The sequence below is a fragment of the Asanoa sp. NPDC049573 genome (assembly GCF_040676615.1).
In the GTDB taxonomy this organism is placed as follows: Bacteria; Actinomycetota; Actinomycetes; order Mycobacteriales; family Micromonosporaceae; genus Asanoa.
In genome coordinates this window covers 1-13,714 of the sequence record NZ_JBFAPI010000032.1, presented here as the reverse complement: position 1 = coordinate 13,714, position 13,714 = coordinate 1, and the positions used below count along the sequence as shown (strand labels likewise).

The following is a 13,714-nucleotide window of genomic DNA, read 5'->3' as shown; positions in this document are numbered from 1 at the left end:
AGGAAACCTCTGCGTAACGCGGTGGCCACGAACCCTTGACAACTGCCCACGCCACGTCTGACTCTGTTCACGCATGAAAACTGTCAACAAAAAACAGAAGGTCGGTCCCGGGTTCAGGTCTTACTAGGAGGATTTCATGGCCGACATCGTCAGCCCGCAGGGCAACCGAGGCACCGGGATCGGACGGCGCGGTGTGCTCAAGGGCGCCGGCGCGCTCGGTCTCGCGGCACTCGGCGCCCCTCTCCTCGCCGCTTGTGGATCATCATCCGGCGACCAGACAGCCGGCGGCAAGACCAAGGTCAGGATCGTCTCGTGGATGGGATTCGAACCTGGCCGCAAGGACGCCTGGAAGGCCGTCTGCGACGCGTTCAACGCCCAGAGCAAGACGATCGAAGTCAGCATGGTCGGTTGGCCCTTCACCCAGTACTCGAACAACGTCCTGACCCAGACGCAGTCGGGCGCGTTGCAAGGTGACCTCATCACGGCGCCGCCGGATCTCGCCGCACGCTTGCTGTCGCTCAACCAGTTCCTGCCGGTGACCGAAGCGGTCAACGCGGCCAGGGTGACCCCCGACGCCAAGCTGCACGCCTTCATGCAGAAGGACGGCCAGCTCTACGGCGTCAGCACCGTGACGGTCGGGTTCGGCATGCTCTATAACGAGCAGATCTTCAAGGAGAACAACCTCCAGCCGGCGACCTCGCCGGAGGAGTGGGTCGAGCAGGGCAAGCGGCTCACGAAACGGCCCGACAAGTTCGGCATCATCCAGGCGAACACCCTCGCCGAAGAAGGCAGTTTCTGGTTCAACCTGCAGAACACCATCAACGCGTACGACGGGGTCTGGGCCCAGGGCAAGACGCCGATGGTGACCAGCGAGCCCGTCATCAAGACCCTCGAACTGTTCAAGTCGCTCTACGATTCGAGCATCCCGAAGGGCCTGAACGACGCTCAGATGATGAGCCTGATGGGCGACGGCCGGGCGGCGATGGGCATGGTCGTGTCGGCCACGGTCAACGTGCTCAAGACCGGCAGCCCCAAGATCTACGGTGTACTCCGCAGTGCGGCCTCGCCCTGGTCGACCAAGAAGGCGACCTCCCGCGTGCACCCCATCGGCATCTACAAGGGTACGAAGAACAAGGACGCCGCGACCGAGTTCTTGACCTGGCTGCTCGAGCCGAAGAACATGGCGCTGCTGACGATGAAGTCCTTGGACGCCATCCCGCCGTACCCGGAGCTCAACGACGTTCCGGAGTTCGCGTCGTACCTCAAGGACCTGCCGTGGCTTTCCGGATACCAGGACGTCACACCGGTCACACCGATGGACCTGATGGGTGACTTCATCAACGCCAACGACGAGTTCGGCCACATCCTGCTCACCAACTTCCAGGAGTCCCTGACGAAGGGGACCTCGATCCCGGATTCCATGGCCAAAGCGCAGACCCAGCTGGAAGATCTGGCGAAGCGTCTGAAATGACGACGTCGACAGAGCCGAAGGGCGGCGGCGTGGTGGAGGCGTCGCCCCCGGGCAACGCCTCCACCGTGCGGGCGGGCCGCCGTCGTCGGAAGACCAACGTTCTGGCGTACTTGCTGGCCGGGCCGATCCTGCTCTACGAGGCCGTCTTCGTCCTCTATCCGATCGTGCAGGGCGTGCGGCTGAGCATGACCGACGCGTCCCTGGGATCCTCCGACTCGACGTTCGTGGGCGCGCGGAACTACGACCGGCTGTTCCACGATCCCGACTTCTACGGCGACCTGCGCAACACGCTGACGTACGCGTTGGCTGTCGTCGTCATCGCGGTCGGCGTCGGGCTCGGCACCGCGTTGCTGGTCAACCGTCGGTTCCGCGGTCGCGGCGTGGTGCGGGGGCTCCTGATGGCGCCGTGGGCGTTCCCGGAGATCGCCACGGTCCTCATCTTCATCTGGATCATGAACCCGACCTTCGGTGTCATCAACGTGATCGACAACGTCGTACCCGGGCTCGACACGTCGGGCGGGTGGCTGACGTCGAGCCCACTGTCCATGGTGTCTGTTGTCCTGATCTCGACCTGGAAGACCTTCCCCTTCTACAGCATCGTGATCCTCGCGTCGCTGCAAGCAGTGCCCGAGGACCTGAACGAGGCGGCGCGGGTCGACGGGGCCAACGTGTGGCGCCGGTTTCGGCACGTGACGCTGCCGTCGATCCGGCCCACCCTGATCCTGCTGTCGTTACTGGCGTTCATCTTCGCCTTCAAGCAGTTCAGCCTCATCTGGCTGACCACCGGCGGCGGACCCGGGCGGGACACCGAGACGCTCGTCGTCGCGATCTACAACAACGCCTTCAAGTTCTACGACTACTCCTACGGCGCCACGATCGGCGTCGCCAGTCTCGTGGTCACGCTCCTGGTGACGGTGGCGATCATGGCGGTGCAGCGCAGATACCAGGAGGACTCCGACCGATGAGCGCGATTCCCTCCACCACCCGGCGCCCGGGTCGGACCCGGGCGATCGGCCGCTACGTCCTCATCGTCGCGGTCTGCCTGGTCGTGCTGTTCCCGATCTACTGGATGCTGATCACTGCCATCCAGACACCTGCCAGCACGCTGCGGTACCCACCGCACCCGTGGCCCACCGACATCAACCTCAACGGCTTCCGCAAAGTGTTCTCGGATCTGCCGATCGCGCGCTGGTTGGGCAACTCGACGTTCCTGGCCCTCGTCGCGACGGCGATCACCACCGTGCTCGCCATCATCGGCGCCTACACCTTGGCGGCGTTGCGCTGGCGGGGCCGGGCCCTGTTCGGCCTGCTGCTGATGACCACGCAGATGATGCCCGAAGCCATCGTCGTTATCCCGATCTACCAGCTCTACAGCAAGACGCACCTGATCGACAATCTGATCGCGCTCTCCTTCCTGCACGCCGCGTTCGTCCTGCCGATCGGCGTGTGGATCCTGCGCTCGGCGATGGCCGGCATCCCGCGGGAGATCAGCGAGGCCGCGCTCATCGACGGCTGCGGCCACCTCGCCGTGCTGCGCCGAATCATGGTGCCGCTCACCTCGCCGGCGATCGTGGCCGTCGCGGTGGTCGCGTTCTTCGCCAGCTGGGGCGAGTACCTGTTCGCCACCACGATGATCACCACCTCCGAGCGCTATCCGGCGTCGGTCGGGCTGGCGACGCTGATCGGCCAGCTGGACACGCCGGTCGACGAGTTGCTCGCCGGAGGTCTCATCTACGCGATCGCACCGGTCGTGCTGTTCGTGCTGATCCAGCGGTACATCATCTCCGGCCTGACCGCGGGCGGGGTCAAGGGCTGAGCGGCACGGGCACCACGGTGCCCGTGCAGAAAGGAGGCGACGTGAGCCCATCCCTGTGGCAGCGAATTGTCGACGACGTCGTGCCCGAGGGCACCGTCTCGATCTGGTGGCTCTATCAGGCTGGCTTCGTCATCAAGAGTCCCGGCGGGACGACCATCGCGGTCGACCCCTACCTGTCGGAATCGGTGCTGGCGTCGTACGGGATCTCCCGGGCCGTGCCGGCGCCCGTGGACGCACAGGAGGTCGAGTTCGATGCCGTGCTGGCCAGCCATCCTCACGACGACCACCTCGACCCCGACTGTGTCACGGCTTTCGCGGCGCGGGAGACGACGGCGTTCGTCGGCCCACCATCTGCCGTGAAGATCGCCCGCGGCGGTGGGTTCCCCGGCGCCCGCACCCATGCGCTGCGCCGCGGTGAGACCGTCGCGATCGGCGACGTGACAATCGAGGCGGTGCTGGCCCGGCACATGTTCGAGCCCGAGCCCACCCCGGACGCGCTGGGGTACCTCATCACGGCGGGCGGCCGGCGGGTCTACCACTCCGGCGACACCGAGTACGACGCGCGGATCGTCGACGACACCGAGGATCGCGTCGACGTCTCGATGATCTGCATGAACGGCACGGCCGGGAACATGGACGTCGACGAGGCGGCGATGCTGGCCTTCCGGCAGCGACCGAGCCTCGCGGTGCCCATGCATTTCGGGCTGTGGCACGACGAGGACTACGGGCCCGGCGCCACCCTCGACCCCGCACGGTTCGTGGACGTCTACCGGCGGCTCGCACCCGGGGCCGAGGTTGCCATACCCCGCATCGGGGAACCCATCCGGTTCCCGTGCCGCTGACCTTCGCTTCTCCGCCGGACTTCGCACCCGCGCATGATGAAACCGCGACCCGCAACCGTCATCGGGACCACGCGCCGGCTCACCGCGTACGCGACAACGGCCTTCCTCGCCCGCACCGGCGTGGAGGCAATCCCACCCACGCTGCTGTTGGCGGCGCTGGTCTCGCAGCGCGCTGCGCTGGACGGCGCCTTTATTCTCGCCACCGCGACCGCCTCGGCGGTGGTCGGCGGACCGCTCATCGGCACGGTGCTCGACGCCGTGCGCCGACCCGCGTGGGCGTACGCGCTGGTCCTGTCGGTGACCTGTCTCGGGTTGGCCGGCCTAGCCTCGTTGATCTCCTGGGCGCCGTTGCCTCTGCTGATGGGCGTCGCGGTGCTGGTCGGAATCGGCCAGCCGGCGCTGAGCGGGGCGTTGACCGCCCAGCTCGGCCGGATCGTGCCGCCGCCCGGCCTGCCGCGGGCGCTCTCGGTCGACGTCGGGGTCTTCAGCGTGGCCGGCATGGCGGGCCCGGCGCTGGCCGGGCTCGGTGTCGCCCTCGCCGCCTCCGGGCAGCTGCTGCTGGCGGCGGCGCCGTTCGGCTTGGCCCTACTGGCGCTGCACGGGATCCGGCTGCCGCGCCGGACGCGAACGGCCGACCGCCCGCGGCATTCGGTGGTCTCCGGGATCCGGGCGCTGATGTCGGACCGGGTCCTGCGCGAGGTCACCATCGTCACGTCGTTCACGGCGGTCGGCCAGGCCGGGGTGGTGGTCGCGGCGCCCCTGCTGTCCCGGGAGCTGACCGGCGGCCTGGGCTGGACGGGCGTCCTGTTGACCACCCTCGCGGCGGGCAACCTGGCCGCGTCGGTGGTCACCGCCCGCTGGCCGCTGCGGTCGCCGCCGGAACGGGTGGTTCGGGTGGCGGCCGCCGCGTACACGATCGTCCTCTGCCTGCTCGCCGTCGTGCCCGGCGCCGCGCTGACGCTGCTGACCCTGTTCGTCCTCGGCGCCATCACGGCCCTGCTCGTCGCGGCCTTGTTCCTCAGCCGGTTCCAGCGGTCGCCCGGCCATCTCCAGGGCGGCGTCTTCGGCACCGCGGCCGGCCTACGCAGCCTCTCGTTCGCCGCCGGCGCGGCCGTGCTCGGCGCGATCGCGCCGCACAACCTGAGCTGGTGCCTGCTGGCCGCCGGCCTCGCCCAGCTGATCGGCATGCTGCTGGGCGCGGTTTTTGCCGCTCCACACCGGCCGCGGGCCCGCGGCCGCCAAGCCAACGCCAGCCCCGCTCTCGCAGTGCACAGACCCGTGATCGAAAGGACGCCGCCCATGTCCACCCTTCCGCTCGAACGACCCGGCAAAATCATCGCTGTCGGGCTGAACTACCGCGATCATGCCGCCGAGGCGGACACGGCGGCGCCGTCCGCGCCGGTTCTGTTCACCAAGTGGTCGAGCTGCCTCGTCGCCGACGGCGACCCCATCGTCATTCCGGACGGGGTGCGCGAGGTGGACTGGGAGGCCGAGCTGGCCGTCGTCATCGGCCGCACGGCGCGCTCGGTCGCGATCGACGAGGCACTCGACTACGTGCGGGGCTATACGGCGCTCAACGACGTGACCGACCGTGCCGCGCAGGCGGCCGAGGGCCAGTGGTCCCGGGCGAAGTCGTACGACACGTTCGGACCGATCGGCCCCCGCGTCGTCCCCGCGGCCGAGATCGGTGACCCGCAGCGGCTCGCGATCACCGCCCGGCTCAACGGCGAGACGGTCCAGTCGAGCAACACCGCGCTGATGATTCATTCGGTGGCGTCGCTGATCTCGTTCATCAGCTCGACCATCACCTTGGAACCCGGCGACGTCATCACCACCGGCACGCCAGCGGGCGTCGGCGCGTTCCGTGACCCGCCGATCTTCCTCAAGCCCGGCGACAGCATCGTCATCGAGGTCGAGGGGATCGGCACGCTCAGCAACCCGGTCCGGGCCGCTTGACATTCTTGTTGACTGTTGACAATCTCAAGTAGACGAGAGGGGTTCGTATGGCGGTCCGGATCGCGGTGGCACAGGGCGCGCTGGCCAACCTGGACGAGGTGGTCGCCGGGCTTCCCGCCGACGTCGAACTCGTGACCGGGTCGGTGGACACGCCGGCCCGGGTGGCCGAGCTGACCGAGGGCGCACAGGCGTTGGTGGTGAGCCTCCATCGGCTCGACGAGGCGGCCTTCTCGGCGCTGCCCGACTCGGTGCGGGTCATCGGCCGCGCCGGCGTCGGCCTCGACACGATCGACCTCGACGCGGCCCGCCGGAGGAATGTCGCGGTCGTTTACCAACCCGCGTACGCCACCGGCGAAGTGGCCACCCACGCGGTGGCCATGCTGCTGTCGTTGCAACGCCGCCTCGGGCCGGCCGACGCGGCCGTCCGCGCCGGTTGGGGCTCGGCGACCGACGTCGGCAGGGTGTGGTCGATGGACACGGCGAGCGTGGCGGTGGTGGGCTGCGGCCGGATCGGCCGGGCGGTAGTCGACCGGCTCCGGCCGTTCTTCGGCGAGGTCCGGGTCTTCGACCCGTTCGTCACCGACGACGTGCCCGGCGCGCGGGTGGTCTCCAGCCTTGCCGCGCTCGTCGACGGCGCCGACGCGCTGACCCTGCACGTGCCGCTGCAGGCGCAGACCCGGCACCTCATCGGTTCGCCGGAGATCGGCGCGATGAACTCCGGCTCGTTGCTGGTCAACGTGTCGCGGGGTGGGTTGGTGGACGAGGCGGCCCTGGCCAAGGCGCTGCACGACGGGCACCTTGCCGGCGCTGGTCTGGACGTCTTCGAGACCGAGCCATTGCCGGAGCCGTCGGCGCTCCGCTCCGCGCCGAACCTGCTGCTGTCACCGCACGTCGCCTGGTACTCCGAGACGGCCGCCACCCGCCTGCGCGACTGGACGATCGCGGACGTGCTCTCGTACACGACCCGCGGACAGATCACGCACGGCCGGTTCGCGGCGGGCACGGGCAGCTGAGGGAGCAACGATGGAAGAGATCTTTGTGCCGGCGCTCGGGATGGCCATGGAAGAGGCGATCCTCAACGAGTGGGTGAAGGCCCCGGGAGAGGCGGTGGCCGCCGGTGACGTCGTGGCCGTCGTCGAGACCGACAAGAGCACCTACGACCTCGTCGCCTCGACCGCCGGCGTGCTCGGCGACCGGCGATACGAGGAAGGCGCGGTCGTACCCGTGGGCACGACCGTGACCGTAATCCTGGCCCCGGGCGAAAGCTCAGCCACCGCCGCCGATCCGGGCGACCCGGCGTCCTCCGCCGGGGAACCGGCGACTCCGCGTGGGGAAGCGGTGAACGCCGCTGCGGAACCAGCGAACCAGAGTGAGGAGCGGGCGATCCCCGTCGGGCAGCCCGACCTGGCACCCGGCGCGACGGAGGCAGCGACGGGGACCGACACCGACGCCACCCCGGCGCCGCGCACGCCACACCGGCTTAGTCCACGTCGCCGGCGGCTCGCCGCGCTTGAGGCCTTGCGATTGCACGGGATGTCTGAGGCGTTGGACGCGCCGGCCGTGGCGCCGACGGCACTTTCCGCGCCGGCGCAATCGCCGGTGCGTCCGGAGCCCGTGTCGCCGGTACCGGCCTCGGCCCCGCCCGCTCCCGCGGCGGCGCGACCGCCGGTGCGATCCGCGTCCATGCCGCGGGCGAGGGCGGCGATCGCGTCGGCGGTCTCTCAATCCTGGGCGACGATTCCGCACTTCGCGGTGAGTCGGCTCATTCCGGCCGACGCGCTGCGGATGGCCGTGGCTCAGGCCACCGTGCCACCGGCCCGCGTGACGGTCACAGACGCATTGTTGCGAGCCCTCGCCCTGGCCGTCGAGGACTTCGACACGCCGGCCCCGATCGGGCTGTCAGTGGCCACGGATCGCGGCGTGGTCAACGTGTCCCTCGCCGGACTCGCGGATGTCGGGTTGCGCCGGATCGCGCGGCTGCGGCGCGACGCGGTGGCACGTGCCCGGCAGGGACGGCTGACGGTGGCCGACAGCGAGTCGGCGCCGGTGACCCTGTCGAACCTGGGCACGCATGGCGTGCACTGGTTCACCGGGATCGTCCCCTTAGGACAGGGGATGCTCCTCACCGTCGGCGCCATCCACGACACGCTGGCCCGCGACGGGGACCGGATCGTGGACCGTCCGTCGTTCTGGGCCACCCTCAATCTTGATCATCGGGAGTACGACGGCGCGGATGGCGCGCGGTTGCTCGAGGCGTTCGCCTCGGTGGCCGCCGACACCCGCGTGTTGGTCGGCGGCTGAGCATGCGCACCCCTCATCTAGAGACACCGGAGACCAGTATGGCCGATGACGAGACGCCGACCGCGCAACTGCGGGAGTGGCTGGAGCAGATGCTGCTCATCAGGGCGTTCGAGGAGACAGCCGAAAAGCTCTCACTGCGCGGCCGGATCCCGGGCGGCATCCACGCGGCGGTCGGTCAGGAAGCGGTGGCCGTCGGCGTGATGTCCGCACTGCGCGAGAACGACGTCATCTCGTCAACCCACCGATCACATCATCACGCGCTGGCCAAAGGGCTCTCGCCCGACGGTGTGATGGCGGAGCTGTACGCCCGGCGCGACGGCGTGGTCGGCGGGCGCGGCGGATCGATGCATCTGGCCAGCTTCCCGCTGGGGCACTACGGCGGCAACGGCATCGTCGGCGCCGGCGCCGGCATCGCGATGGGCGTGGCGCTGGGCATCCAACATCGCCGGGACGACAACGTCGCGGTCGGCTTCGTGGGCGACGGCGGTGTCAACGTGGGGCGGCTCTGGGAGGCCGTGAACCTCGCGGCGATCTGGTCGTTGCCACTCGTCGTCGTCGTGGAGAACAACCAGTACGCGGTCGAGACCCACGTCAACCGGGTCACCGGTGGGGGCGACATCGTGCGCCGCGCCGCAGGATTCGGCGTCGCCGCGGAACGGGTGGACGGCCAGGACGTCGTCGCCGTACACCGGATGATCGCCGGGGCGCGTGACCGGGCGGTCAGCGGCGCCGGGCCGACCCTCGTCGAGGCGGTGACCTACCGCTACTACGGCCACAACACCGGTGAGGTCGCGCGCTACCGGACGCAGGAGGAGATCGCGGACTGGCGCTCGCAGCGCGACCCCATCGATTCGGCCCGGGCGCGCCTGGTCGCCGCCAGCGCGCTGGACGACGACGGCTTCGCCGTGCTGGAGACGGCCGCGCACGCCCGGGTGGAGAAGGCGGTGGCGTTCGCCGAGGCGTCACCGCAACCGGATCCGAAGACCGCGGCCGACAACGTCGACGCATGGGATGTGGCGGTGACCCGATGAGCAACCAGACCATGACCTTCTCGGAGGCGTTCCAACAAGGTGTCCGCGAGGAGATGGGCCGCAACAGCGACATCTTCGTGCTCGGCACGGACCTCTTCGAGCGCGGCGGGCACTTCGCCCAGGTGAAGGGGCTCGGCCCCGAGTTCGGGCAGGAGCGGGTGCGCGACACCCCGATCTCGGAGGCCGCGATGGTGGCGGCGGGGGTCGGCGCGGCGCTCTACGGGCTGCATCCGATCGTCGACCTCAACTTCGTGGACTTCGCGCTCGGCGCCATGGACGAGATCACCAACCAGGCGGCCAAGATCCGGTTCATGCTCGGCCGGCCGGTCCCGCTGCTCATCCGAGCCACGCACGGCATCGCGCTCGGGGGAGCGCACCACCAGAACAGCCTCGAAGCGTGGTTCATGCACACGCCCGGGCTCGCGGTGGCCATCCCCTCGACCCCGGCCGACGTCAAGGGACTGGTCAAGACGGCACTCCGGGCGCCCGACCCGGTGATCTTCCTGATGCACAAGCGCCTCTCCGGGCAGCGTGGCGAGGTCGGCGGGCCCGACGACCTGGTGCCGTTCGGGCAGGCACGGGTCGCCCGACCGGGCACCGCCTGCACGATCGTGACCTACGGCGGCACCGTCGGGCCGGCCATCCAGGCGGCCGAGACGCTGAGCGGCAAGGGCATCGACGCCGAGGTGCTCGACCTCCGCACACTGTGGCCGATCGACCTGGACGCGGTGGTCGACGCCGCCCGTCGCCACGGCCGCATCGTCGTGGTCGACGAGGCGCCCCTGGTGGGCTCGGCCACCGCGGAGATCGCCGCGCAGGTGCAGCAGGCGGCATTCCATTACCTCGACGGCCCGGTGACCCGGGTGGGCGCGATCCGGGCGCCGTTGGGCGCCAACCCCAAGCTGATCGAGGCAGCGTTGCCCTCCGTCGCGGACATCGTCGCGGCCGTCGACGGTCTGTTCGACCCGGCCCAGGTGACGGCATGACAGGCGGGGCCGCCGACGGCACGACGCGCGGCGTCGCGCTCGTGACCGGCGCCGGTTCGGGCATCGGGCGGGCCACCGCGCGCCGCCTGGCGGCAGACGGGTGGCCGATCGTCCTCGTCGATCGCGACGGCGGGCGGCTCAAGGACACAGTGGATGGAATCGGCGCGCCGGTGTTGGAGCACCTGGTGTGCGACCTTACCGCGCCGTCGGCGATCCAGGACGAGATCGCCGCGGTGGTCGACCGACTGCCGGTCGGTCTGCTCGTCAACAACGCCGGCGTCGGTTTCCGCGCCACCGCCGGCGCCACTACCGACGAGCAGTGGGACACCACGCTCGCCCTCAACCTGACCGCGGTGTTCCGGCTCTGCCGCCTCGTCCTGCCCGGGATGATCCAGCGGCAGCGGGGCTGCATCGTCAACATCGCGTCGGCCGGCGGCCTGGTGGGATTACGCCAGCGGGCCGCCTACTGCGCCTCCAAGGCGGGCGTCATCGGCCTGACCCGGGCGCTGGCCGCGGATCACGCCGCGGACGGCGTACGCGTCAACGCCATCGCACCCGGCACCGTCGACACCGAATGGGTAGAGCGCATGCTGGCCGACGATCCCGATGCGCCGGGCACCCGTCGGATGATGGAGCAGCGCCAGCTTGACGGGCGGATGGGTACCCCGGACGAGGTCGCCGCCGGAGTCTCCTTTTTGGCCGGACCGGACGGGCGTTTCGCCAACGGCTCGGTCCTCGTCCTCGACTCCGGTCTCACCGCGGTCTGAGGCCGACCCACCATTTCGCTTACCTGGAGGCAACCACAGTGGGAAACACCGATGCATTCGACCTGTCCGGACGGGTCGCGCTGATCACCGGCGCGGCCGGGGGCATCGGTCGCGCGGTCGCGCGGGCCCTCGGTGCCAGGGGCGCCGCGCTCGCGCTGGTCGACGTCCGCGGGCCGGAGCTCGCCGACGCGGCGGCCGAGCTTTCGGAGACCGGCGCGAAGGTATGGAGCGATGTCGTCGACATCACCGACGAGGCGGCCGTCGAAGGACTGCTCGACCGGGCCACCGACGCGCTGGGCACCGTGAACGTGCTGGTCAACAACGCGGCGATCGGCACACACACGGCGCCCGAGGAGCTGGAGCTGGCGGTTTGGCAGCGGATCATCGAGGTCGACCTCACCGGAGGGTTCCTGATGGCCCGGGCGGTCGCCCGGCGGCTCATCGCGGCGGGCGGGCCGGGCGCGGTGGTCAACCTCAGCTCGATCGCGGGCAGCACGGCGTTGGGCCGGGGCAACTTCGCGTACAGCGTCGCCAAGGGCGGAGTGAACCAGCTCACCCGTGAGCTGGCCATCGAATGGGCGTCGCTCGGGATCCGGGTGAACGCGATCCAGCCCTGCCAGGTCAACACGCCGCTGTTCCGTACGCTCGTGGACACGCCGGGACCGGACGGGCCGCAGCTGCTGGCCCGCATGGTCCGCGGCATCCCGCTCGGCCGCCTGGCCGAGCCCGAGGACATCGCCAACGCCGTGCTGTTCCTCGCTTCGGACGCGGCATCGATGATCACGGGTGCGATTCTGCCGGTCGACGGCGGCAACCTCAGCCTGAATGCTGGAGGCACCCTGCGCTAGTTCCGACGGTGCCGGGCTGTATATTCGTCCTGACCGTTGGTGTTGTTTACAGTCTGGCAATATACAAGGGGTGCCGCATGGTCCAAACGCTGCCAGCGCTGGGTCCGGCACGTCGGCGGGTGCTTACCGACGAGGTGACCGACGACCTGCGTCGAGCGATCGTCTCCGGTGAGATCCCGGCCGGTGAACGGCTGCGCGAGGACGAGTTGGCGGCGCAGATGAAGGTGAGCCGCGGTCCGATCCGCGAGGCGCTGGTCCGTTTGGAGCAGGAAGGCCTCGTCGTTCTCGAGCGACACCGCGGCGCCCGTGTCTTCACGCTCTCGCGGGAGGACCACGAGCACCTCTACAGCGTGCGGCGGGCGCTCGACCAGATCGCGGTCGACTACGCCTGCCGCAACGCCACGCCGGAGGACTTCGCGCGGATGGAGCAGATCCTGGCGGAGTTCAACCGCGCCGGCCGGGCCGCGCGCACGCCGCCCGCGGTCGCCGACTGGGATATCAGGTTCCACGACTCGGTCTACCTCGCCGCGCACAACGCGCCGCTCTACCGGGCCTGGGAAGGGCTGCGGTCACAGATCCACTCGGTGCTCACCACGCGGATGGCGCTGCGCCAGGACTACAAGGACAGCTGGGAGCCCGATCACCGGCACTTGGTCAACCTGCTGCAGCAGCGCAAGAAGGCCGACGCGCTCAGGTTCATCCGCAATCATGTCGCGGCCGGCTACGAGCGGATCGTCGCAGACCTCTACAAGGATCCCGCCGACCCGGCCGACCCGGCCGACGCGGCGAAGTCAGCCCAGGCGCCACGCCGGCGCGCCAAGGCGGCCAGCTAACCGTCCCAGGTCCTCGACGACCTGCTCGGCGACCGGCACCGTCGCGTGTCGCGCCGCGCGTTGCTGATGCTCGACGTCTCCCGGCACGAGCACCGGCCGGCCGCTGACCACGGGCGCGCTGTCCCGCAGCGCCTGTGCACACTGGACGGTCTCAGCGACGAACTGGTCGCGGCCGACGAACGCGGCCGGATCTAGTACCAGTAGGACGACGCCGTTGCCGAACGTGTACCGCGGTGACGTGGACGGGTGGTTCCCCGAGAGCGCCCCGCCCAGCATCTCGACCATCACGCTGAGGCCGTAGCCCTTGTGCCCGCCAAAGGGCACGAGCGCCCCGCCGTCGTAGAACGTGTCCACCTTGGTGGCCGGCCGCCCCTGCGCGTCGATGACCAGTCCCTCCGGGATCGGGGTCGCCGTGGCGCGCGCCACCCGGAGTTTCCCCTCGGCCGACGCCGCGGTCGCGAAGTCCATCACGATGCTGGGGACGTCGGCGCCGACCGGGATGCCGGCCGCGATCGGGTTGGTGCCCAACATCCGGGTCCGGCCACCGTACGGCGCCACCACCGGCTCGGCGTTGCACCAGGCCAGGCCGACCAGCCCGGCGTCGGCGAGCGCCTCGACATACTCGCCGATACGCCCGACATGATTGCAGTTCCGGACGGTCACCGCCGCGACGCCGTGCTCCGCGGCCAGTTCCTCGGCGATCGTCAGGGCCAGCCGGCACGCCGGTTGGCCCCAACCGTTGTTGCCGTCGATCATGGCGGGGGGGGGGGGGGGGGGGGCCGGCGGGGGGGGGTCGCCGGGGGGGGGGGGGGGGGGGCCCGGCGCCCCCAGGGCCCCCGCACCGCGCCCCCCCCCGCCCGGGC

13 protein-coding genes are annotated in these 13,714 nt (G+C 70.2%); 12 read left to right on the top strand and 1 reads right to left on the bottom strand.

Annotation, left to right across the window (positions count from 1 at the left end):
- Nucleotides 1-136: 136 nt before the first annotated feature.
- From AB0J74_RS36775 to AB0J74_RS36720, 12 genes are all read left to right on the top strand, one after another.
- The gene (locus AB0J74_RS36775; RefSeq protein WP_363457228.1) at nt 137-1,471 is read left to right on the top strand and encodes an extracellular solute-binding protein; all 1,335 of its coding nucleotides are present in this window, start codon (nt 137-139) and stop codon (nt 1,469-1,471) included.
- Entirely contained in the window at nt 1,468-2,436 is a 969-nt protein-coding gene (locus AB0J74_RS36770) for a sugar ABC transporter permease (RefSeq protein ID WP_363457226.1), read from the top strand. The genes AB0J74_RS36775 and AB0J74_RS36770 overlap by 4 nt, the downstream gene beginning before the upstream one ends.
- On the top strand, nt 2,433-3,287 hold the full coding sequence (locus tag AB0J74_RS36765; RefSeq protein WP_363457223.1) for a carbohydrate ABC transporter permease: 855 nt from the start codon (nt 2,433-2,435) through the stop codon (nt 3,285-3,287). Before AB0J74_RS36770 ends, AB0J74_RS36765 begins: the two co-directional genes overlap by 4 nt.
- 41 nt (nt 3,288-3,328) lie before the next feature.
- Entirely contained in the window at nt 3,329-4,129 is an 801-nt protein-coding gene (locus AB0J74_RS36760; protein WP_363457220.1) for an MBL fold metallo-hydrolase, read from the top strand.
- A 36-nt stretch (nt 4,130-4,165) separates the two neighbouring features.
- Nucleotides 4,166-6,085, top strand: coding sequence for an MFS transporter (locus tag AB0J74_RS36755; RefSeq protein ID WP_363457217.1), 1,920 nt, complete (start codon nt 4,166-4,168; stop codon nt 6,083-6,085).
- A 47-nt stretch (nt 6,086-6,132) separates the two neighbouring features.
- Nucleotides 6,133-7,098, top strand: a complete 966-nt coding sequence (locus AB0J74_RS36750) for a C-terminal binding protein (RefSeq protein WP_363457214.1) — start codon at nt 6,133-6,135, stop codon at nt 7,096-7,098.
- 25 nt (nt 7,099-7,123) lie between these two features.
- Nucleotides 7,124-8,386, top strand: coding sequence for a 2-oxo acid dehydrogenase subunit E2 (locus AB0J74_RS36745; protein ID WP_363457211.1), 1,263 nt, complete (start codon nt 7,124-7,126; stop codon nt 8,384-8,386).
- A gap of 38 nt (nt 8,387-8,424) precedes the next feature.
- Entirely contained in the window at nt 8,425-9,417 is a 993-nt protein-coding gene (locus AB0J74_RS36740) for a thiamine pyrophosphate-dependent dehydrogenase E1 component subunit alpha (protein ID WP_363457208.1), read from the top strand.
- Entirely contained in the window at nt 9,414-10,403 is a 990-nt protein-coding gene (locus tag AB0J74_RS36735; RefSeq protein ID WP_363457206.1) for a transketolase C-terminal domain-containing protein, read from the top strand. Before AB0J74_RS36740 ends, AB0J74_RS36735 begins: the two co-directional genes overlap by 4 nt.
- Nucleotides 10,400-11,170, top strand: coding sequence for an SDR family oxidoreductase (locus AB0J74_RS36730; RefSeq protein ID WP_363457203.1), 771 nt, complete (start codon nt 10,400-10,402; stop codon nt 11,168-11,170). The genes AB0J74_RS36735 and AB0J74_RS36730 overlap by 4 nt, the downstream gene beginning before the upstream one ends.
- A gap of 38 nt (nt 11,171-11,208) precedes the next feature.
- Entirely contained in the window at nt 11,209-12,018 is an 810-nt protein-coding gene (locus AB0J74_RS36725) for an SDR family NAD(P)-dependent oxidoreductase (protein WP_363457201.1), read from the top strand.
- A 77-nt stretch (nt 12,019-12,095) separates the two neighbouring features.
- Complete coding sequence (locus AB0J74_RS36720; RefSeq protein ID WP_363457198.1) at nt 12,096-12,851, top strand: GntR family transcriptional regulator; 756 nt, start codon at nt 12,096-12,098, stop codon at nt 12,849-12,851.
- On the opposite strand, the gene AB0J74_RS36715 is transcribed toward AB0J74_RS36720, so the two are convergent.
- Nucleotides 12,810-13,607: an Ldh family oxidoreductase gene (locus tag AB0J74_RS36715; protein WP_363457195.1), complete on the bottom strand. Its 798-nt coding sequence runs from the start codon at nt 13,605-13,607 to the stop codon at nt 12,810-12,812. The genes AB0J74_RS36720 and AB0J74_RS36715 overlap by 42 nt on opposite strands.
- Nucleotides 13,608-13,714 lie beyond the last annotated feature (107 nt).